At 64.8% G+C, this 22033-nt stretch carries 15 protein-coding genes and 1 tRNA gene; 7 read left to right on the forward strand and 9 right to left on the reverse strand.

Features of this window, described 5'->3' with window-relative positions:
• Positions 1 to 41: 41 nt before the first annotated feature.
• The 6 genes from BH683_RS23420 to BH683_RS23445 all read right to left on the reverse strand — a co-directional run bounded on the left by BH683_RS23420 (position 42) and on the right by BH683_RS23445 (position 10560).
• Positions 42 to 734, reverse strand: coding sequence for a hypothetical protein (locus BH683_RS23420; RefSeq protein ID WP_084838656.1), 693 nt, complete (start codon positions 732 to 734; stop codon positions 42 to 44).
• On the reverse strand, positions 734 to 5428 hold the full coding sequence (locus BH683_RS23425) for an NAD-glutamate dehydrogenase (protein WP_246833539.1): 4695 nt from the start codon (positions 5426 to 5428) through the stop codon (positions 734 to 736). The genes BH683_RS23420 and BH683_RS23425 overlap by 1 nt, the downstream gene beginning before the upstream one ends.
• A gap of 212 nt (positions 5429 to 5640) precedes the next feature.
• Entirely contained in the window at positions 5641 to 7314 is a 1674-nt protein-coding gene (gene ettA / locus BH683_RS23430) for an energy-dependent translational throttle protein EttA (protein WP_084838657.1), read from the reverse strand.
• Positions 7315 to 7438: 124 nt separating this feature from the next.
• A complete protein-coding gene (locus BH683_RS23435) occupies positions 7439 to 8725 on the reverse strand; it encodes a GAF domain-containing protein (protein WP_246833540.1) in 1287 nt (428 codons plus the stop codon).
• Positions 8726 to 9505 (reverse strand): acetoin reductase, encoded by a 780-nt coding sequence (locus BH683_RS23440; protein WP_084838658.1) that lies wholly within the window; start codon positions 9503 to 9505, stop codon positions 8726 to 8728.
• Entirely contained in the window at positions 9502 to 10560 is a 1059-nt protein-coding gene (locus BH683_RS23445) for a 2,3-butanediol dehydrogenase (RefSeq protein ID WP_084838659.1), read from the reverse strand. The genes BH683_RS23440 and BH683_RS23445 overlap by 4 nt, the downstream gene beginning before the upstream one ends.
• A gap of 203 nt (positions 10561 to 10763) precedes the next feature.
• Between BH683_RS23445 and BH683_RS23450 the strand changes: the two genes are divergently transcribed.
• On the forward strand, positions 10764 to 11960 hold the full coding sequence (locus tag BH683_RS23450) for a hypothetical protein (RefSeq protein WP_084838660.1): 1197 nt from the start codon (positions 10764 to 10766) through the stop codon (positions 11958 to 11960).
• A 2-nt stretch (positions 11961 to 11962) separates the two neighbouring features.
• Here BH683_RS23450 and BH683_RS23455 read toward each other — a convergent pair whose 3' ends face one another.
• Together BH683_RS23455 and BH683_RS23460 are read right to left on the reverse strand one after the other, a co-directional pair.
• Complete coding sequence (locus tag BH683_RS23455; protein WP_084838732.1) at positions 11963 to 12412, reverse strand: single-stranded DNA-binding protein; 450 nt, start codon at positions 12410 to 12412, stop codon at positions 11963 to 11965.
• A 148-nt stretch (positions 12413 to 12560) separates the two neighbouring features.
• Complete coding sequence (locus BH683_RS23460) at positions 12561 to 14618, reverse strand: cytochrome c oxidase assembly protein (RefSeq protein WP_246833552.1); 2058 nt, start codon at positions 14616 to 14618, stop codon at positions 12561 to 12563.
• A gap of 153 nt (positions 14619 to 14771) precedes the next feature.
• Here BH683_RS23460 and BH683_RS23465 point away from each other — a divergent pair.
• The 6 genes from BH683_RS23465 (at position 14772) to cmrA (ending at position 20414) form a co-directional block, all read left to right on the forward strand.
• Positions 14772 to 14845 (forward strand) — tRNA-Arg (locus tag BH683_RS23465).
• Positions 14846 to 14960: 115 nt separating this feature from the next.
• Entirely contained in the window at positions 14961 to 15359 is a 399-nt protein-coding gene (locus BH683_RS23470) for a DUF6188 family protein (protein WP_084838662.1), read from the forward strand.
• Positions 15360 to 15445: 86 nt separating this feature from the next.
• Entirely contained in the window at positions 15446 to 16762 is a 1317-nt protein-coding gene (locus BH683_RS23475; protein ID WP_084838663.1) for an HNH endonuclease signature motif containing protein, read from the forward strand.
• A gap of 78 nt (positions 16763 to 16840) precedes the next feature.
• The gene (locus BH683_RS23480; RefSeq protein ID WP_084838664.1) at positions 16841 to 17398 is read left to right on the forward strand and encodes a PadR family transcriptional regulator; all 558 of its coding nucleotides are present in this window, start codon (positions 16841 to 16843) and stop codon (positions 17396 to 17398) included.
• Positions 17399 to 17437: 39 nt separating this feature from the next.
• The gene (locus BH683_RS23485; protein ID WP_084838665.1) at positions 17438 to 19483 is read left to right on the forward strand and encodes an NADPH-dependent 2,4-dienoyl-CoA reductase; all 2046 of its coding nucleotides are present in this window, start codon (positions 17438 to 17440) and stop codon (positions 19481 to 19483) included.
• A 127-nt stretch (positions 19484 to 19610) separates the two neighbouring features.
• Complete coding sequence (gene cmrA / locus BH683_RS23490) at positions 19611 to 20414, forward strand: mycolate reductase (protein WP_084838666.1); 804 nt, start codon at positions 19611 to 19613, stop codon at positions 20412 to 20414.
• Position 20415: 1 nt separating this feature from the next.
• Here cmrA and BH683_RS23495 read toward each other — a convergent pair whose 3' ends face one another.
• Positions 20416 to 21969: a helicase HerA-like domain-containing protein gene (locus BH683_RS23495; RefSeq protein ID WP_084838667.1), complete on the reverse strand. Its 1554-nt coding sequence runs from the start codon at positions 21967 to 21969 to the stop codon at positions 20416 to 20418.
• Between the last annotated feature and the right edge of the window lie 64 nt (positions 21970 to 22033).

The raw sequence follows: 22033 nt of genomic DNA on the forward strand, positions 1-22033 counted from the left end.
CCCAGGTCGGCATCACCACAACCCACCACTTCCGGGCCCGGTCAGTTGACCGACAGCGAGAGTGACATCGTCCGGCGCTGATAGACGGACCCGAACCGGGCGTCGAGGCGGGCCCAGACAGCGGTGTACCGCACCCGCACGACCTCATCAGCATCGATCAGTTCGAGGGGTGAATCCTCGGTGACGTCGCGATTGTCGGATTGCCGGACGAAACCCATCGCTGTCAGCGCGAAGATCGAGCGCATCGATATCCCGACGACCTCGTCAGAAGCCTCAGCGGAAACGTCCAGCACCTGTTGATTCAGCAGCGAGGTCGGTGGGCCGTGTCCGCTGCCCTGGGTGCGGGCGACTTCGGCACCGCTGCGCGAGAGCTCCACCAGGACGCGAGCGGGTACATCGTCGAGATGCGAGAATCCGTCAACCGGCGGCAGCGCTCCGTGCCAGGCGCTGTCGAGAGCGAACCCGGTGTCGACAGTGACCCTGCCGGGATTCGATGCCGCGGCCTGCAATGCCGACCGCAGTTCCGCCGCGCCACAGACCACGTCGTCGCCCGAGATGGACCCCACCACGACTCGACTCGCCAGCACGTCGAATCCGGTGTTGACCCACACTCCGAGCAGTCCGTCAGGTCGGACTCGGATGCGGAGCACGGCCATGTCGTCACCCCGTAGCGCCCGCGCGGCAAACGTCGAGAGGTCGACGCGGTCGTGCGCGGCAAGCGTGAGCTCTGCCATCAGCGGATCGTACTTCGCAGTTGACGCGCCGCCACCGACAGCGTGGCCAGGTCCAGCTCGCCGGACTCCGCGATCTCCGACAGGGTCCCCCGGACACGGGACAGCCGCGAGGCGTTGCCGAGTTCCCAGTCGGCGATCTTCTCGTCGGCCGATTCTTCGGGTTCCCCCGAATCGAGGATCACCAGACACAACGCACGTAGCGCGCCGTGCAGATCGTCACGCAACGCCAACCGCGCGAGAGAATGCCACCGATCTTTGCGATCGAGGTCCGAAACCGCGTTGAGGAGCTGTTCCACGCCGAGGTGGTCCATCACCGCGAAGTACAGTTCGCCCACCTCCTCCGGGTCACGGTCGGCGATCTCGGCCGCATCGATGATGTCGAGGAGACAAAAGCGGTGCAGACTCACCGCGACGGCCTGGGCGGTCTTCTCCGGCACGCCGGCGTCGACGAGGTCACTCGCGCGTTCCCCCACTCCTCCCTCGGAGATGCCGCGGAGCCAGTTCGGCAGTCGCGGTGACAGTTCGGCCACGAGTTCCCCGTACCGGGTCACCTCTGCCGCCATGGCCAACGGCTGGGGCCGTCCGGCGATCATCCACCGCGAGGCCCGGAAGAGCAGCCGGCGCGTATAGACGACCATCGCATTGGTCGTCGGGATGTCGCACGGGGCGGCGGCGATGTCACGCCAGAGCGCATGCAACCCGAAGATGTCGGTGACCGCCTGATAGGAACGCACGACGTCGACGGGGTCGGATCCGCTGCCCTCGCACAGACGGAAGACGTGAGTGATACCGGCGTTGTCGACCAGATCGTTCACCACCGCGGTCGTGACGATCTCGCGGCGGAGTGGATGCGCGGCGATCCCATCCGCAAAGCGCTCCTGCAGCGGCTGCGGGAAGTAATCGATCAGACGCGGCGAGAAGACATCGTTGTCAGGCAGATCGCCGGCCAACATCTCCCCCTTCAGGCCCAGCTTCACATGCGCCATCACAGTCGCGAGTTCCGGCGAGGTCAGTCCGCTTCTGCCCGTCGAGTTTCCGCGCTTGATCAGGTCGGCCGGCCGAGGCAGCGCCTCGAGTCGAAGATCCACCCCGCGGGCCGCCAGGTCTTTGAGCAGCCGCGTGTAGACACCGGCGGTACCCGCCGCGCCGGCCCGGCTGGTCCCCAGTTCGGCGTTCTGCGAGACGTTGTCGGCGAGGACGAGATCACCCACCTCGGTGGTCATCGATTCGAGCAGCGGATTTCGCTGCGCTGCGGCGAGATTCCCGGCGGACACCTGAGAGTCGAGGAGGATCTTGATGTTGACCTCGTGATCGGAACAGTCGACTCCGGCTGAGTTGTCCATCGCGTCGGTGTTGATCCGACCACCACTCAGATCGAACTCGATGCGGCCGAGCTCGGTGACTCCGAGGTTGCCGCCCTCACCGATCACCCTGGCACGCAACTCGTTTCCGTCGACACGGATGGCGTCATTGGCCTTGTCGCCGACCTCTTCGTGCGATTGGGTGCTGGCCTTGACGTACGTGCCGATGCCGCCGTTCCAGAGCAGATCGACCGGAGACAGCAGGATTGCCCTGATCAGGTCCGGCGGTGAGAGGTGACCGATGTCCTCCGACAGCCCCAGCGCGGTGGCCACCTGTCGGCTCACCGGGATCGACTTCTGATCGCGTGGCCACACCCCGCCACCCGTGCTGATCAGATCGGTGTCGTAGTCAGCCCACGATGACCGCGGCAGGTCGTACAGCCGCTGCCGTTCGATGAACGATGCCGCCGCATCGGGATCGGGATCGATGAAGACGTGACGGTGATCGAAGGCGGCGACCAACCGGATGTGCTTCGAGAGCAGCATTCCGTTGCCGAAGACGTCACCACTCATGTCCCCGACGCCGACGACGGTGAAGTCCTCGGTCTGGGTGTCGATGCCCATCTCGCGGAAGTGACGTTTGACCGCTTCCCACGCGCCGCGGGCGGTGATCCCCATGGCCTTGTGGTCGTAGCCTGCCGAACCTCCCGACGCGAATGCGTCGCCGAGCCAGAAGTTGTATTGGCCCGCAACGTCGTTGGCGATGTCGGAGAAGGTGGCGGTTCCCTTGTCCGCGGCCACGACCAGGTACGGGTCGTCGTCGTCGCGGCGTACCACCTCGGCGGGCCCGACTGTCTCACCGGAGATCTGATCGATGTTGTCGGTCAGGTCCAGCAATCCGGCGATGAACCGGCGATAACATTCGATGCCTTCCGCGCGGAACGCATCTCGGTCTGCCGCGGGATCGCCGGTGGGAATCGGTGGCCGCCTCACCACGAACCCGCCCTTGGAACCGACCGGCACGATGACAGCGTTCTTCACGGCTTGCGCCTTGACCAGACCGAGGATCTCGGTTCGGAAGTCCTCCTGGCGATCCGACCAGCGCAAACCGCCGCGGGCGACGGACCCGAACCGCAGATGGACGCCCTCTACGCGAGGCGAGTACACATAGATCTCGAACAGTGGTCGCGGCTGCGGGGTCTGCGGGATGTCACGCGGGCGGAACTTGAAACTGAGCACCTTGTGCGGAAGTCCCTGATTGTCCGTGCCGTAGTAGTTGGTGCGCACGGTCGCCGAAAGCGCGGAGACATACGCGGTGACAATCCTGTCGACGTCCATGCTGATGATGGCGCCGATCGAGGCCGTCAGCTCATCGAGGACCTCCGTGCGCCTACCATCGTCGGCCGACTCCGGATCGAAGGACGCCCGGAACAGTTCGACCAGCGACTTGGTCACCGAAACGTTGGTTCCGAGCACCGCGGCGACGTGGGCGACGCTGTACGAGGAGCCGCACTGACGCAGATACCTCGCGTAGGCCCTGAGCATCGCGGCCTCGCGCCAGGAGAGTCCGCAGCGGAAGATCAGCTCGTTGAAGTTGTCGACTTCGGCATGCCCGCGCCACATCTGCGCGAACGCCTCGGTGAATCGATGCTCGACATCCGCGAGGCTGCCGGGGTCGACGATCATCCCACCCGCGAGCGTCAGACCGAACTCGTACACATAACACTGCTCGCCGTCCTGCCTGCGGATCTCGAACGGCTGCTCGTCGAGGACGTTCACCCCCAGACTGTGCAGAACCGGCAACACCTCGGTCAGCGTTGCCGGCCTGCCGCAGAGGTAGAAGGAGAACAACCAGTCGGCCTGTCCGGACGGACCGTCGTCATCGCCCGGCGCGCGGTGCAGCCGGACATGAAAATCGCCGGCGGCCAGCGACTGGACGATCTCGATGTCCTCGAACGCCTCCTGTGGATCGCGCACGTCCTTGTAGCTGTCCGGCAGGGTGGACGTGAAGAACGAGACCTCGTCGACGACGTCTGGGGTCGGCGCTGCCGCCGCGACCTCCCGCAACCTCTCGTCCCAGCCCCGGGCCGCCTCGATGAGTGTCCTCTGGATCTCGACCTGCCCTGCCGACCCGAGCGCCAGAGATCCCAACCGGTCACAGTCGGACGTCTTCACCCGCATCATGACGTGCAGGAGCGCGAGCGCAGATTCACTGACCCGCGCGGTGTATTCCAGTGCGTCACCACCGAGTTCGTCGAGCAAGAGGTTCTGGAGCGTTTCGCGAAGTCGGGTCGTGTAGCGATCTCTCGGTAGGTAGACCAGAGCCGAGACGATCTCACCGGCCGGGTCCGGGCGCAGGAACACCCGCACCTGCCGGTTGGGGACGGCCTCGAGGACCTCGGTGAGCGTTTTCGCCATCTCATCGGCGTCCACCGAGAACAGTTCGGACCGCGGGAACGTCTGCAGCAACTCCAGCATGGCCATACCGGTGTACGAATCGGGCTGGACGTCGGCGGCCGCCAGGATCGCTGCCACCTTGGCGTCGAGAACCGGGATCTCGAGAATGTTCTCGTGGAGGGCGGTGGGCGTGAAGGTACCGACGAACACGTGCTCGCCCACCCGCCTGCCCGCTCCGTCGTAGTCCGCGACCCCGATCAGACTCGGGAAGTTGGACCGCTGGATACGGGTGGGCAGGTACAGCTGGCGCACCGACACCGCGTCCGCGACACCGGTAGCCCGGTGCGCCACAGCGCCGCTGCGCCAGACCCCGAGACCGGAGTCCGGATCCGGGGTCGTACCGCCGGCAGCCGAGCCGGCGCAATACACGTATCCATACGGTGCGAAGTGGTACTCGGCAAGCCACGACAACATGCGGCCGTAATCGCCTGCCACCACCGGGTCCAGGCCGTCGGGCGCCGTCTCCCCGGTGTACGCGGTGAAGACACCGGCCAGATCGGTGATCACCGACAACATCGCGGTGCGGTCGCGGTGGACGTCCGCGATACGCCCCACGACGATGTCGAGCTCACGGGAGATCTCGTCGACGTCGACTGCAGAGACGGTGGGTGTCGCCTCGACGTGAATCCACGATTCGGCAGAGAACTGCGGGGCCTCGGCCTGCTGCTGCTCGCCGACCTCGAGCAGCACTCCGTCGGCGCCACGCCGGACGTCCATGATCGGGTGATCGATGCGCACCACCGTCAGACCCGCGGCTTCGAGCACCGCAACCACGGACTCCACGAGCAGCGGCATGTCGTCCGCGACGAGAACCAGCGACAGGATCCCGCGATCGATGATCATATCGATGGCCGCGCCATCGGTCCGCGCGTACGCGACGTCGAGATGGCGGACGAGCTGGGATCGTTGCGTGGGCTCCAGTTCGTCCCATCCCATGCCGCTGCGAGCGCCAGGCCTGTGAAAGTACCCCCTGATCGCTTGTGGCAGAAGGCCTTTCACAGGCGCCGACAAATTCTCGAGAACAGAATCCGTCAGATCAGACTGTGTCGATCCGGTCATCGCCGTCACTCCCGCAGTTGATCGGTCACCCACGGGATCTCCGTGGGGTCTGACTTCAAATGGTAGTGATGGCCACCGGCCCGGGATGCTTAATCCCGGGTCAGCTTCCGGTGTGTCACCGAATGAGGACGGGCCGCATCCGCACCGAGACGGTCGATCTTGTTCGCCTCGTACGCCTCGAAGTTGCCCTCGAACCAGAACCATTTGCCTTCTTCGACGTTGCCTTCCCACGCCAAGATGTGGGTACACGTCCGGTCGAGGAACCAGCGGTCGTGCGAGATGACCACGGCGCACCCGGGGAACAGCTCGAGGGCATTCTCCAGCGAGCCGAGGGTCTCGACGTCGAGGTCGTTGGTGGGCTCGTCGAGCAGGATCAGGTTTCCGCCCTCTTTGAGGGTCAGGGCGAGATTCAGGCGGTTCCGCTCGCCACCGGAGAGCACCTCGGCCTTCTTCTGCTGATCCGGGCCCTTGAAGCCGAACGCACTGACGTAGGCGCGCGAAGGCATCTCGTTCTGGCCGACCTCGATGAAGTCGAGTCCGTCGGAGACGACCTCCCAGACGTTCTTCTTGGGGTCGATGTTGGCGCGGTTCTGGTCGACATAGCTGAGCCGGACCGTCTCGCCGACCTTCACTTCGCCGGAATCCGGCTCTTCCAGACCCACGATGGTCTTGAAAAGCGTGGTCTTACCGACACCGTTCGGTCCGATGACGCCGACGATGCCGTTTCGGGGCAAAGTGAACGACAGGTCTTTGATGAGTACCCGGCCGTCGAATCCCTTGTCGAGGTTCTTGACGTTGACGACCACATCGCCGAGACGCGGCGGCGTCGGGATCTGGATCTCCTCGAAATCGAGCTTGCGCATCTTGTCGGCTTCGGCGGCCATCTCCTCGTACCGACCCAGGCGCGCCTTGTTCTTGGTCTGACGTGCCTTCGATCCCGAACGTACCCAGGCGAGCTCTTCCTTGAGGCGGCGCTGCAGCTTCTGGTCCTTCTTGCCCTGGACCTCGAGGCGCTCGGCCTTCTTCTCCAGGTATGTGGAGTAGTTGCCCTCGTACGGGTGCAGCTTGCCGCGATCGACCTCACAGATCCACTGCGCAACGTGATCGAGAAAGTAACGGTCGTGAGTGACGGCCAGCACCGCGCCGGGGTATGACGCCAGGTACTGCTCGAGCCACAGCACGCTCTCGGCGTCCAAGTGGTTGGTGGGCTCGTCGAGGAGCAGCAGGTCAGGCTTCTGCAGCAGCAGCTTGCACAGGGCGACACGGCGACGCTCACCACCGGACAGGTGGGTGACGGGCTCGTCTGCGGGCGGGCACCGCAGAGCGTCCATCGCCTGCTCCAGCTGGGAGTCGAGGTCCCAGGCGTCACCGTGGTCCAGCGCCTCCTGCAACTTGCCCATCTCTTCCATGAGCTCGTCCGAGTAGTCGGTGGCCATCAGTTCGGCGATCTCGTTGAACCGATCGAGCTGCTCCTTGATCAGGCCCATGCCCTCTTCGACGTTCTGCCGGACAGTTTTCTCTTCGTTGAGCTTGGGTTCCTGCATGAGGATGCCGACGCTCGCGCCGGGATCGAGGAACGCCTCACCATTGGACGGCTGGTCGATGCCGGCCATGATCTTCAGGATGGACGATTTACCGGCACCGTTGGGACCCACCACCCCGATCTTGGCGCCGGGATAGAACGACATGGTGACATCGTCGAGAATCACCTTGTCGCCGTGTGCTTTTCGCACCTTTTTCATTGTGTAAATGAACTCTGCCACGTTATGGCCTCTCTACCTGATCGCAAGTGTCACCGCGGTTTGGCGGGCCGATCGACTGCGCCTGCAGCAATCGGCAACTCCTCCAGCGTAGTGGGTCATCGCTGCCCCGCCGGCCCGGGCGAGCCTACTCGTCGGCCATGACAGATCGGTGGCGCCCGATCGTCACTGCCAGGGAGTGCGGGAGCAGGCGCGAACGGTCGGCTGGAAACACCAGATCCACTGCCACCTCGTCTGCGAACCGGTAGGGCTGCGCAGCGAGAACGCCGACCAGGTACTTCCTCAACCGCGACATCTCGGCGCGTACGGTGATCGCCCGGCCCCGGTCGCCGAAGATGTCCGCGGCGAGTTCGGCGGCCGAGGTCCCGCCAGGCGTCACCGCCAGCAGGAAGAGGATCTCCGCGTGCCGTGGCGACAGCTCGTGCGACCACGACCCCAGTTCCGTCTGGACGTGGACGCTGCTGTGGTGGGGATCGCGGAGATCCAGACGCACCCGGGAACGAGCGCCGATCGTCCCCGGATCGTCCTCGGTGGGCAGCACGAGCCAACCCCCGGGAAGTGGCTCCACATCACACACGCCGAGCTCCGGCAGCCACGCCGTACCGGCCTGCACGAGTGTCGGGAGCGCAATGCGACCACGATCGACGGTCCTACCCACCGCCGCGACCCACCCATGGTTGTCCACGGCCAGCGCCGGCCGGTGTGCCGAGGCGAGCAGCGGCGCAGCGACCGACCGCAGACCGTCCAGCTGACGACGGTGCTGTTCTCGAAGGCTCGACTCGGCGAGTCGGGCCACCGCGTCCACCAGGGCCAGCACGATCGGCGCCACCGTGTTCGCCGGCCCGCTCACGTCGATCGCACCCAGCAGCCGGCCATCGCGCGGATCCCGGATGGGTGCACCTGAGCAGGTCCAGGCATGATGACTTCGCAGAAAGTGTTCGGCAGAAAAGATCTGGACAGCTGTGCGGGACACCAGCGCCGTCCCGATCGCGTTGGTTCCCGCGGAGTCTTCGGCCCAATCGGCTCCTTCGACAAAGCCGAGCCGATCGGCCCGGTGCAGGACTGCCCGAGCACCACGACGCCACAGCACCTTTCCATGACTGTCGGTGACCACCACGATGTTGTCACCGCCCGCGGTCGCAGCGGCGAGGCCTCCGATCAGATCGGGCAGCAGCGGCGCCAACCCCGATTCGCGTCGTCGCAGCTCCAGGTCGGCGACGATCGGTCGCGGCCGCACCGCGTCGGGATCGACCCCTCCGCGCCGCAGCCGGAGCCAGGAGGCGCTGATCAGATCCCGCGGCCGTGCCGGCGACTTGCCGCCGGCCATCGTCGCGTCGTAGACCTCGGCGAGGACCTGCGCGTAACTGCGCGGGTCCTCGCCTGCGGGAACTGCCGGTTCGATGTCGGTACCCACCTAGCGGTAGACCAGTCCGCCGTCGATCATCACCGACTGTCCCGTCATGTAGTCCGCGTCGGCTCCGGCGAGATACGACACGAAAGACGCGACGTCCTCGGCGGTCTCCGCGCGCCCGAGTGCAATACCCTCGACGAACTTCTCGTAGGTGGCGCCGACCGGTGCACCGGTGAGATCAGCGAAGCGCTGATCGATGGTCACCCACATGTCCGTGCCCACCACGCCAGGGCAATAGGCGTTCACCGTGATCTTCTCCGAGGCATACTCTTTCGCTGCGGCCTGGGTCAGCGCTCGAACCGCGAACTTCGTCGCGCTGTAGACACCGAGCATCGCAAACCCGTCGTGGCCCGCGATCGACGACGCATTGATGATCTTGCCGCCATGGCCGAGTTGTCGGAACTTCGCCGCCGCAGCCTGGATACCCCACAGGACACCGTCGACATTGATCGCCCAGATCTTCGACAATTGCGCCGGTGTCACGTCGTCCAGCGGTGAGACCTGGGCGATGCCAGCGTTGTTCACCACGATGTCGAGACCGCCGAGCGCGACGGCAGCGGAATCGACCGCCGCGAACACCTGATCGCGGTCGGCCACATCCGCCTCGATCGTTTCCGCTTTCCTGCCGATTTCGCGGATTTCGGCGGCCACCGACATGATGCCTTCGGCATTCACGTCCACCAGAGCGATGTCGGCGCCATCGCGGGCGAGACGCAGGGCGATACCGCGACCAATCCCCTGGCCCCCGCCCGTGATCAGGGCGACCCTTCCGTCCAGGCTCATCGGAGCACCTGCGCAGACGGATCGATCAGAACCTTCATCTTGGTGCCGGCGTGGAGAGCTTCGAAGCCCTCGTCGAGCACGTCCTCCAGAGCGATCGTGCTGACCCATCCGGTGGTGTCGTAACGGCCCTGGGACATGAGGCCGATCACGGCCTCATAGTCGGCAGAGGTGTAACACAACGAACCCTGGATCCGGGACTCGTTCATCACCAGATTGAGAAGCGGTGTGGTCAGGGGCTTTTCGTAGATGGCGACACTCACCATCGGGGATCGGGCGCCGATGCAGGCGAGAGCCGTCTGCACGGCAGGCTCCACACCGGCGGCGTCGTAGGCGGCGTCCGCGCCACGGCCACCTGTGGTGTCTGCGATGAATCCGGGGACGTCCACCGCCGTGGGGTCGAGCGTCCGGGCTCCCAGCACCTCGATCGCCGCACGTCTGGTCGACGATGGCTCGACGACGTAGACGTCCTCCAGACCCATCCCGGTAAGCGCAAACCACAGACCGATGCCGATCGGGCCGGCCCCGAAGACCATCGCGGTCTCACCCGGATGCACATCGCCCAGCGACGCTGCGTGGTACGCCACCGACATCGGTTCGACGAGAGCGCCGAGTTCGAGCGAGACGTTGTCGGGGAGCTTGTGGAGCATCCGCTGGGGCACCACCGTGTATTCGGCCATGCCGCCGTCGGACATCAAACCGTGGAAGCCGATCTGCGCACAGATGTTGTAGTTGCCCGCACGGCACGAGTGACAGTTGTCGCAACGGTAAAGCGGCTCGACGGCGACCCGATCACCCGGCGAATGGCCGGTGACCCCCTCGCCCACCTCGGTGATCGTGCCCGAGAACTCGTGACCCATCACCAGCGGCAGTTGCTGACCCGTCAACGGATGGGGCTCGGTCGGGATGAAGATCGGGCCGGCGTAGTACTCGTGCAGGTCGGTTCCGCAGATCCCGTTGAATCCGACCTTGATCTTCACCTCACCTGGCCCTGGGTGCGGCTCCGGCACGTCGTTGACCTCGAGCTTGTTCGGCCCGTAGTAGACGGCTGCTTGCATCACTGCCTCCTTGCTCGGCGATGGCGGATGCCATCGATGGGCTGAAGGTATGTGAGCCAGCGCACAACCCAACAGGGTTGCAGGGCGTTGCATTCGACCGGTCCGGCACGACGTCGCCACTGCAACCCCTCGCAACCCTGCCGGCCCGGGTGTGATCCAGATCATGGTTACGGCGCTGATCTGACCAACCAAAGGAGATCGAGATGGCGACAAGAACACCACCGGCGGCGGGATCACCCGCACCCGCTGCGGACCCGACACCCGATCCGCCCGCGCCGGAAGGCAGCGCCGAGGTCCCTTCGCGCTGGGTCTTGTTCGGACTCGCAAATCTTGTGGTTGTGGTGGTGGTGTCGGTGGCGAGCTGGTACCTGCTGGCCGACCCCGAGCTCAGTCCGTGGAGTTTTTATCCCCTCCCGTTCAACGCCGCACTGTTCTGGGCAATCCTGTTCGTGGTGTTCATCGGCTTCAACGCCGAGTTCGCCGGCTTCGACCGCATTCGGCAGCCGTGGCGCGGCCTCGCGATCGCCGCAGCGACGGGGCTGTTCTCAGTCGGTATGACGCTGGTGCTCGCCCAGGGTCTGGGACACATCGATCCCGACTTCGCAGTCGGCCGTGACGGTGGACTCGGTTATTTCACGGGAGCACTGTTCGTGCTGTTCGGTTTCGGGACCTTCGTGATGGCCGTTCTGAACTGGCAGCACTGGCCCTGGCCCCAGCTCGGCCTGAAACAACCCGCAGTAGGCCTCGCCGAGATCGCGGCCGTCGCCGGACCGACCATGGTCTTGTATTTCGTCATCGGTTTACCGTCGGTGTCCCTGAGTAGCGGTGACCCCCTGATGTCGGTCGACACCGTGCTCGGCTGGTTCTACGCGATCATCGTCTCGGTCATCCTCACCGGACAGACCCTGGACAACTGGCCGTGGCGACTCGCGGGCAGTCCCGGTCGCGTTGCGCTGGCCGCGACCATCGGCAACGTCGCGTTCGGCACGCTCCTCTATTTCGCCGCCCTACCACTGGTCAGGGTGCTGCTCGGTTCTCTCACCGTGGACGGCCTCGGCGACACCCTCCACCAATATCCCGCCCAACTGGGCGTGTGCTGGGCTTTCTGGATGATCTTCTGGGCCAACGCTTTCGGTAACCGTCCCACCGGATTCGGCACGGCCACCAACCTCGCGATCCGGACCGGCGTCACGTTGGCGCTGGCCGTCGCGACCTTCGTCTTCTACTACCGATTCGCCGCCGAACACATCTTGCACGAACCGGCCGCAGCACCCGGTATCAGCGGAAACGCCCTGGGCTTCATCGACTGGCTGGTCTTGTGGACCCTGCTCTACGTGGTCGGGTTCGGATCACTCGGCCTGCGGCGACTGTCTCCGGAAGTACCGGTCGCTGCGGAGTGAGATCAGGCGGCGGCCGCGTCGGTGTGCCCGGCAGCGGGTTGCGTCACAGCCTCCGGCGGTCCGGTGACAGTCTGACCCGGACCGCCGCGGGTGGTGGCCCCGACGTAGGTCACCTCGCAGCGACTGAGGTCCAACCCCACGGTCGTCGCGGTCATCTCGAGATCGGCCCGCCGCTCGCCGTTGTCGGCCACGTACTCGTTGGTCTTGATCTGCCCATGGGCGATGACCGGTCTGCCCTTGGCCACCACCGACACCACCCCGTCGATGAGCTTCCTCCAGCAACTGATTGTCAGATACAGGGTGGGACCGTCTACCCACTCACCGTTGCGCTTGTCCAGCCTCCGTGAATTGCACGCCATCCGGAACGAGAAGACGTCCTCCCCCGCCGCCGTCTGACGACGACGCGGTTGCGAGATGACGGTGCCGATCACGGTCGTATATGTCTCGTACATGTTCTCCCCCTGGTGATTGTCCCGGCTTGCACCGGTCGACGAACTGACTCGCCTGATCAGCATGACCGCTCGCGGAGAGGTCAGAGGGCCCAACAAGGTCTGCTGTGGAAAGTCCGCACGACTGTGGACAACTCGGCAGATCGCGACGTCAGGTGCGGGTCCCCGAGGAGTCGACATCGGTCTCCGCGACCTCGTCGGCGGGATCGGTAGACCGGGGCTGACCGGGGGTTTGCGCTTCATCAGGGGCGCTGGTCTGCTCAGCGGTCTGAGACCGGCCGGAGAGTTGGGCGAGCATCGCGTTGTAGCTTGCCAGCTCGGCACCGTCGTCGCGTTCTTCGCGTCGGTCGAATCGCTTCGCCTGACGCTGATCCTGCCGGCTCCATTGCACCAACAGCGCGAGCATCACCAACACCAGCGGGATCTCACCCGCCGCCCAGGCGATGCCACCACCGAGGCGCTGGTCACTCATCAGGTCGGGGTTCCACGGCAGCATCAGGCTGTTGTAGTAGTTGCGCGCGATGATGTTGTCGGTGCTCATCAGAGCGACACCGAAGAACGCGTGGAACGGCAGTGAGCCGAACACCATCGCGAGCTTCGCCACCGGGGACAGCGTCCGCGGCGCCGGGTCGATCCCGATGACGACCCAGTAGAAGAGGTAGCCGCTGACCATGAAGTGCAAGTTCATGGCGACGTGCGCCGCGTGATAGTCCGCCAGCAGCTCGAACAAACCACCCAGGTAGAGCACGTAGTAGCTCCCGACGAACAGCACCGAAGCAACCAACGGGTGAGTCATGAATCTGGAGAACGGACTGTGCAGGAGGGTCAGGATCCACTCGCGAGGGCCCGGGGGTGCGTTCCGGCCGGCAGGCGACAGCGCCCGCAGCGCCAGGGTCACCGGACCTCCGAGCACGAGCAGCACCGGCACCAGCATCGACAAGACCATGTGCGCGATCATGTGCATGCTGAACAGCGCGGGTGCGTATTTCCCCAGCCCCGACGAGGTGGCGAACAACAACGCTGCGCAGCCGAGCATCCAGGTGATCGTGCGTCCGATCGGCCACGAGTCGCCGCGCCGACGCAGCCTGATCACGCCGCGCAGGTACACGACCGCCATGACGATCGCCAGGGTGCCGAACAGCAGATCGAAGCGCCAGTCGGTCAACAGGGCACCGAAGGTCGGCGCCTCGTTGATCCGGTAACCGAGCACCAGTTCGGCGGCCGGCATGTCGGCAGGGTTGACGTTGGCCGGCGGCGGGGTGCGTGAGAGACCGACAGCGATGCCGAAGGTCGCGGCGAACACGAGTAATTCGACGAAGGCGAATCTGACGAGCGGCTTGCGGTCGTCGGCTCCGGACAAGGCGGGGATCGTCGTGCGACGGTGCCACGCTCCGAATCCGCCCAGGACGATCAATGCAGCGAGTTTGGCGAGCACCAGTTGTCCATAGGTCTCGGTGAACAGCTGGTCGAGGTGCACGCGAACCAGAGCGTTGATCACACCACTGGCTCCGACGACGATGAAGCACCAGAAGGCGACCCGCGAGTACCGCCGTGCAGCCAGCGCGGTGAACTGTCCGCCTCCGCGGGCGTAGGCCAGCAGGGCGAACAGCCCACCCATCCAGAGGCAGGCGCCGGCGATGTGCAGGATCAGGCTGTTGGTGGCGACGTCGTGGCTTCCACCGGTCGACGAGTGTCCCGCGATGGCTATGGGCATCAGCGTCAGCAACGCCAAGGGCAATGTGATGAGGGTCCAGGTCCATCGCAACGCGATCCGGGCGACGATCGCGCAGATCAGCGCAAAGATCGCCGTCCACAACCACGATCGCGCGTCGGCCACCTGATCGAAGGCGGTGGTCATGCGATCGACGGTCAGGGTCTCCGACAACGGGAACCCGGACGCATCCGAGATCGTCAGCGGGATCATGAGCAGGGCCGCCACAGCCCAGACCAGCGCGCCCACCGATGCGAACCGGATTGCGCGGTACCCGCCGACGTCGAGAACCCCGTCGGGCTGCGGCGGAACGAAGAACGCTGCGAACAGCGCCCCGCCCACGGCCACCACGGCACCGATCTCGCCGATCGTCTGCACGGTGGGCAGTCCGTAGCGGGTCAGCGCGCCGGGGTCACCGACGCCGGCCAGATCCAGCGCCTTGCTCGCGGAGATGGCGGTGACAGCAATGGCAACGGCGGCCGCGACCCAGGCCAGCACCCAACCGATGCTCGCCGCGGCACTACGGCGGATGTCGATCGAATCGGCGCTCGGCGTACTCACTCTTTCAGGGTAGGCACCACGCCGGTGTGACTTGCGTCCGCCCGCTCGAGCGGGGGCCGATATACTCACTCGCGCCGGTTGTACCGGCATGCCTCCGTAGCTCAGGTGGATAGAGCAAGAGCCTTCTAATCTCTAGGTCGCAGGTTCGAGTCCTGCCGGGGGCACCGCGTTCGACGACTACCCGTCCACGGGTGGTCAACCTCGGCGAGATCTCACGAGTACGAACAACCGAACTGCGGTGATACCGTCGGATGTGACGTCCACCACACGGAGGTTGCCATGCAACTGTGGATACAAGGCCATTTCGTCGAGCGCCTGACGTTCGACGACAATCTGACCCTGTTCTTCAACGGTCATCACGAGCTGGTGTTGTGGGTGCCGTTCTCACTCACCTCACCACCGGTCGGCGGGCGCGGCATCGACCACGACGACATCGATCCCGCACAGGTGATCCCCGAGCAGCGCCCCATTTTCACCATGCTCGGCCACCACTGCGAGGTAGCCGAGTGCGACGATCATGGCGCACTACATCTCGAGTTCGGTGACGGCAGCTCGATCGACCTGCCCACCGACCCGAATCGTCCATCCTGGGAACTGTTCGCCAAGCGCCGCGGCTACGCCACGTGCGAGCGGACCGACGAGGTCCGTGTCATCGAGCACCATCACGCCATTTCCTGATGGCCGCCCCTCCCGGATAGCACGTGTTGTCAGACCACTGATCTAGGCTTCGAACAAAGATTCGATGTCGAGCATCAGGGGGCAACATGATCGATGTACGGGAGGTATCGCGGCTGCGAACGCTGTTGCAAGAGTTGGACTTCGACGTATCGCCGACGGAGTCGGTCGACCAGCTCACCGCCCCCGAAGAACTCAAGGCATCATGTGCGGCGGCGCAAGCCGGCGCGGTTATGAATCTGGATGTCAAACGCCGCGCAGAGCATCGCGCGCAGGGACTTCCGGAGAACAAGATCGGAATGGGTGTGGCCTCAGAGGTCGGACTCGCCGCGCGCGTCTCACCCAGCCGTGGGAGTCGGATGCTGGGCTTCGCCCGCGCCCTGGTCGACGAGATGCCCTACACGATGGCCGCACTCCGATCCGGCCTGCTCTCGGAATGGCGCGCCACCATTCTCGTCAGGGAAACCGCATACCTCGACCTCGCCGACCGACAGGCCATCGACGCGGAACTGTGCCGCGATCCAGCCGCCCTCCACGGGATCGGCGACAAGAAACTCGAGGCGCGAGCGAAAGCCCTGGCGTATGAGCTCGATCCACACGCAGTGGTCGCCCGCGTCGGCAAAGCCGAGAAAGACCGCAGGGTCACCTCACGCCCCGCACCTGATTGCATGGCCTCGGTCACCGCCTTGCTGCCAGTCACCAAAGGAGTCGGGGTGATCGCCGCGCTGCGCCGTGCCGCCGACCTCCACACCGCCGAGGGGGATGGACGCTCGCGAGATCAGATCATGGCCGACGTCCTGTTCGAGCGAGTCACCGGATGCGCCGCGGTCGACGGACCTCCCATCACGGTGAACCTGGTGTTGTCGGACTCTGCGCTGATGGGCAAGACGAACGGCGCAGCACATGTCCAGGACTACGGGCCCATCCCTGCCGAGATCGCGCGCCAACTCATAGCCACCGCCGCCGGGCGCGACACCGAACTCGCGTTGCGTCGCCTCTACGCCCGACCCTCGACAGGCGCCCTGGTCGCGATGGAATCAGTCGCGCGCACATTCCCCAAAGCCCTCGCCCTTCTGATCCAGCTTCGTGACCAAACCTGCCGAACACCATTCTGCGATGCTCCGATCCGGCATATCGACCACGTCGAACCGCACGCACGCGGCGGTCCGACCACTGGCAAAAACGGCCAGGGCCTCTGTGAACCATGCAATTACGCCAAACAGGCGCCGGGTTGGCATTCCGAGAGCACGTCGTCAGGGGGCAGCCGGCATTCGGTGATCGTCACCACCCCGACCGGCCATCGGCACACGTCGCTGGCCCCACCGATGAGCGTCAGATCTCTGACGCTGACCACGTCCTCGGCCAGCCAGGTCGAGACCCATCTGCGTGAGCTGGTCGCCGCGTAGAACCGACCGCGCTAACTATGCACCTCGGGCATATGAACACTGTTGCATAGTGCCCTGTTGCATTGGTATGGTGCTGCTGTGGCCCTCGAACACGCGATCATGACCTCGCTGGCTGAGCGACCCGGGACCGGTTACGAAATCGGTCAGCAGTTCACCCGGTCGATCGGCCACTTCTGGTCTGCCACCCATCAGCAGATCTACCGAACGCTCAAAAAGCTGCACGCCGATGGTTTGGTCAGCTACGAATCGGTCGCCCAAGACGGAAGGCCGGACAAGAAGGTCTACACGTTGTCCGCGGAAGGTCGTGTGGCCCTTAGGGAATGGGTCAGCTCCCCCACCGAACCCCGCCAGTTGCGCGACGAGCTGGGCGTGAAGATCCGCGCCGCCGAAGCCGCCGACCTCCCTGACCTCATCGCCGAACTACGGCGTCACCGCGCGCTCCATGAGGAGCGCCTGCGTCTGTACCAAGAATTCGAGAAAGACGACTATCCCGATCCCGATTCCCTGAACTTGCGCAAGCTCAAGCAGTACCTCGTGTTGCGCGGTGGCGTGCGCATCGAAGCCGGCTTCATCGAGTGGTGCGACGAAGTGATCAGCGCGCTCGAGAGTGTCGTCAGCCGAACGCCTCAAGTCTGAACATCGCGGCCAGCCCCCGCGGACGAAGAAAGGTCTCACATGACTAGTCCATACCCGAAGTTGTTCGAACCGTTGACGATCAACAAAGTCGAACTGAAGAACCGCGTCATCATGGGTTCGATGCACACCGGCCTCGAGGACCGGATCTGGGACGTCGACAAACTCGCCGCGTACTACGCCGAACGCGCCCGCGGCGGAGCCGGACTCATCATCACCGGCGGCATCGCCCCGACCCGCGCCGGCCTGCTCATGCCCTTCGGCGGCAAGCTGACCAACAAGATCGACGTGATCCGGCATCGCCGACTGACCAGCGCAGTGCACAAAGAAGACGGCAAGATCGCGATGCAGGTCCTCTATGCCGGCCGTTACGGCTACACACCGTTCAAGTTCGGTGTGAGCTGGGAGAAATCACCGGTTCACCCGTTCCAGCCGATCAAGATGACCAACGCGATCATCAAACACGCGATCTGGTCGTTCGGCCGGTGCGCAAAACTCGCCCAGGACGCAGGTTACGACGGCATCGAGATCATGGGCGGCGAAGGCTATCTACTGAACACCTTCCTGTGCACTCGCACCAACAATCGCACCGACAAATGGGGCGGCAGCACCGAGAATCGCCAGCGAATCGTCGTCGAGATCGTCAAAGAGATTCGCAAGCGAGTCGGGCCCGACTTCATGGTGATCATGCGCCAGTCCATCGCCGACCTGGTCAAGGATGGCCAGACCTGGGACGAAATCGCTTTGCTCGCGCGCAAACTCGAGCAGCACGGCGTCGACGCGATCAATACCGACATCGGCTGGCACGAGGCGCAGGTGCCGACCATCGTTACCTCTGTCCCCCGCGGCGCCTTCGTCAGCTACACCGAGCGGCTCCGTGAAGAGGTGTCGATCCCGCTGATCGCCTCCAACCGCATCAACACCCCCGAACTCGGCGAGCAGATCCTCGAAGGCGGGCGGGTGGACGCCATCTCGATGGCCCGGCCACTGCTGGCCGACCCTGAGTTCGCGAACAAGGCCAAGGAAGGGCGCGGCGACGAGATCAACACCTGCATCGCCTGCAATCAGGCCTGCCTCGACCATGCGTTCGTCGGGAAGAAGGTGTCGTGCCTGCTCAACCCGCGGGCAGGCCGCGAGACCACACTCACCCTCGGCCTCACCAAGCGTTCCAAGCGGGTCGCGGTCGTCGGTGCGGGCCCCGCCGGACTCGCCGCTGCAGTCTCCGCGGCCAAACGTGGGCACGAAGTGCATCTCTACGAAGCGGGTCCGAGCATCGGAGGTCAGTTCTCGATCGCCGCTCGCATCCCGGGTAAAGAAGAGTTCTCGGAGACGATTCGATATTTCACCACCGCGCTGACTGTCACCGGAGTGCAGGTTCACCTCAACACGTGGGCGAGCGCCGACGACCTCATCGCGCAGAAGTTCGATGACGTCGTCGTCGCCACCGGCGTGACGCCGCGCATGCCCGACATCCCGGGTATCGATCACCCCAAGGTGCTCTCCTACGCCGAAGCGGTTTTGGGGCACAAGGAAATCGGTAAGACCGTCGCCGTCATCGGCGCCGGGGGTATCGGCTTCGACGTCACGGAGTTCTTGACGGTCGACGACTCCCCCACCCTGAACATCAAGGAGTGGGAGCACGAATGGGGCATCACCGACGATCTGACCGTCCCCGGTTTCGTCGGTAGACCGCGACCCACCCCCGCCGTTCGCACGGTGTTCTTGGTGCAGCGCAAACCCGGCCGCCAGGGTAAAACACTCGGCAAGACGTCAGGTTGGGTGCACCGTGCGACCGTGAAGATGAAGGGCGTGGAACAGATCTCGGGCGCCAGCTACGACAAGATCGACGACGAGGGCCTGCACCTGAGCTTCGCGCCCAAGGAAGAGGGTGGTGAGCGCATCCACCGAGTGCTGGACGTCGAGACCGTGGTGGTCTGCGCAGGTCAGGAATCTGTACGCGATCTCGTCGATCCATTGACACTGGGCGGCGTCAACACCCACGTCATCGGCGGGGCCGATGTCGCTGCAGAGCTCGATGCGAAGCGCGCGATCCGGCAGGGCACAGAGGTAGCGGCAAGTATCGTCTGACCGGTCTTTCCAAGACTGGTGATGCCGGAGGCCTCCGGGGGCGGATAGACCCTCGGAGGCCTTTCGTACCGGTTTCCAGAGCGATTGCGATGACTTTGTGGGCGCGCCGCCGGTTACGATCTGCGACATGGGTATTCCAGCACCGTCATCGTCGGCCAGGGCCGTGGTCACCGGAGCGTCATCGGGAATCGGTGAAGCTCTGGCCACCGAATTGGCCCGCCGTGGTCATTCACTGATCCTCGTGGCCCGCCGGGAAGAGATCCTGCAGGACACGGCCGTCGATCTGACCAAACGATTCGGCGTCGAGGTCGAGGTGATGGCAACCGACCTGTCCGACCCGGACGCCACGACCGCTCTGTGCTCTGCGCTGGCCGGTCGTGAGATCTCCATCCTGTGCAACAACGCCGGCATTGCCACGTTCGGCCCCCTGGCCGAGCTCGACGCGGAATACGAGCGGGCGCAGGTCCGCCTCAACACCATTGCGGTGCACGATCTCACCCTCGCGGTGATCCCCCAGATGGTCAAGCGGGGTTCCGGTGGGATCCTGATGGTGGGTTCGGCCGCAGGCAACATGCCCATCCCCAACAACGCCACCTATGCGGCGTCCAAGGCGTTCGTGAACAGCTTGTCAGAATCTCTGCGCGGCGAGGTCGCCGCCCACGGTGTCCACGTCACACTGCTCGCACCCGGCCCTGTCCGGACCCAGACACCCACCCCCGAGGAAGCCAGCATCGTTGACCGTGTGGTCCCCGACTTCCTGTGGAACTCGAGCGAATACGTCGCGAAGTCGAGTCTCGATGCCCTGGAGCGCAACAAGATGCGCGTGGTCCCTGGCGCGCTGTCGAAGTCGATGTCCGTCGCCGGGGGCTACATTCCCAGAAACCTGACCGCCCCGATCGTCGGCCGCTTCTACCGCAAGTTCGGCGACTGATTCAGCGCTTGCGGCGAGCGGTGCCGAAGATCGACCTCGTGATCTCCCGGCCCGCCGCCGACGCTGCCGAGCGCAGAAAACTCTTCACCGCAGAGTTGCCCAGCACCTCTTGCACCATCCCGGGTTCTTCCTTCTCCTTCTTTGCCGTGGGAGCCGGAGCGTGCGGAGCCGGAACCGGAGCCTGCGGCACAGCCTGCTCGACGAGCACTTTCGCATTCAGCTTCTCGTAGGCTGATTCACGGTCGATCGTCTGCCCGTACTTGGCCTGCAGTGCACTCGACGTTGCGGCGGCACCGATCGCCTCGGGCCCGATGGTGTCCATCAACGATCGTGGTGCGCGCAACATCGTCCACGCCACCGGCGTCGGCGCCCCCTTCTCCGACAGGACGGTCACGATCGCCTCTCCTGTACCCAGAGACGTCAGGGCCTTTTCGAGGTCGTACGTCTTCGTGGTGGGGTACGTCCGGACCGTCTTCGACAGTGCCTTCTGGTCATCTGGAGTGAATGCGCGCAACGCGTGCTGGATCCGGGCACCGAGTTGTGAGAGCACATCGTTGGGGATGTCGGTGGGCTGCTGCGAGCAGAAGAAGACCCCCACTCCCTTGGAGCGGATCAGCTTGACGGTCTGCACCACCTGCTCTTCGAAGGCTTTCGAAGAGTCGGTGAAGAGCAGGTGGGATTCGTCGAAGATGAACACCAACTTGGGTTTGTCGATGTCACCCGCCTCGGGCAGGAACTCGAACAGGTCGGCCAGGATCCACATCAGGAACGTCGAGAACAGCACGGGCCGCGCGGCCTGCTGCCCCAGTTCGAACAGTGTGATCACCCCGGTCCCATCAGGGGTCACCCGCAGCAGATCAGCGGGGTCGATCTCCGGCTCACCGAAGAAAGTGTCACCGCCGTCTGCTTCCAGATTGGTCAACGCGCGCAGGATCACCCCCGCCGTCGCCGCGGACACCCCACCGATGCCTTTGAGTTCGGCCTTGCCCTCGTCGCTGAGCAAGTGGGCGATCACCGCCCGCAGATCCTTCAGATCGAGCAGCGCCAGGCCTCGCGAGTCCGCCCAGTGGAAGATCAGGCCCAGAACCGATTCTTGAGTCGCGTTGAGCCCCAGGACCTTGCTCAGCAGGATCGGACCGAAAGATGTGATCGTGGCTCGGATCGGTACACCGATGCCTTCGGTGCCCAGCGAGACGAACTCGACAGTAGACGCCGTCGGCGTCCAGTCGTCGCCGGTGTCGGCAGCTCTGGCAGCAACCTTGTCGTTGGTCGTGCCCGGCCGGCTCAACCCGGAGAGATCTCCCTTGATGTCGGCCATCACCACCGGAACCCCGGCGGCCGAGAGTTGTTCGGCGATCACTTGCAGCGTCTTGGTCTTGCCAGTACCCGTGGCCCCGGCGATCAGCCCGTGCCTGTTCATCATCGCCAGCGGGATCCGGACCTTCGCCGAGGCATCGGCCTTGCCCTCGACGACCACTGTCCCCAATTCGAGGGCGACACCGTCGGTGGCATACCCGGCTGCGATTTCTCGGGCAGGCGAAACTGGCTCGGTCACGGTGGGCCGTCCTCTCAGGTGACTGGTCTGCTGGCAAAGACTATCGCTGAACTAAGGTGCAAGG

The organism is Williamsia sp. 1138 (genome assembly GCF_002095435.2).
GTDB lineage: Bacteria > Actinomycetota > Actinomycetes > Mycobacteriales > Mycobacteriaceae > Williamsia.

What these genes read in the sequence shown, in the direction of transcription:
- BH683_RS23445 (WP_084838659.1), bottom strand. Translation starts at nt 10,560, where the DNA reads ATGCAAGCAGCCGTCTACTACGGGCCGAACAAGCTCGAGGTCAACGAC.
- BH683_RS23475 (WP_084838663.1), top strand. Translation starts at nt 15,446, where the DNA reads ATGATCGATGTACGGGAGGTATCGCGGCTGCGAACGCTGTTGCAAGAG.
- cmrA (WP_084838666.1), top strand. Translation starts at nt 19,611, where the DNA reads ATGGGTATTCCAGCACCGTCATCGTCGGCCAGGGCCGTGGTCACCGGA.
- BH683_RS23425 (WP_246833539.1), bottom strand. Translation starts at nt 5,428, where the DNA reads ATGGGATGGGACGAACTGGAGCCCACGCAACGATCCCAGCTCGTCCGC.
- BH683_RS23485 (WP_084838665.1), top strand. Translation starts at nt 17,438, where the DNA reads ATGACTAGTCCATACCCGAAGTTGTTCGAACCGTTGACGATCAACAAA.
- BH683_RS23455 (WP_084838732.1), bottom strand. Translation starts at nt 12,412, where the DNA reads ATGTACGAGACATATACGACCGTGATCGGCACCGTCATCTCGCAACCG.
- BH683_RS23440 (WP_084838658.1), bottom strand. Translation starts at nt 9,505, where the DNA reads ATGAGCCTGGACGGAAGGGTCGCCCTGATCACGGGCGGGGGCCAGGGG.
- BH683_RS23450 (WP_084838660.1), top strand. Translation starts at nt 10,764, where the DNA reads ATGGCGACAAGAACACCACCGGCGGCGGGATCACCCGCACCCGCTGCG.
- BH683_RS23470 (WP_084838662.1), top strand. Translation starts at nt 14,961, where the DNA reads ATGCAACTGTGGATACAAGGCCATTTCGTCGAGCGCCTGACGTTCGAC.
- BH683_RS23420 (WP_084838656.1), bottom strand. Translation starts at nt 734, where the DNA reads ATGGCAGAGCTCACGCTTGCCGCGCACGACCGCGTCGACCTCTCGACG.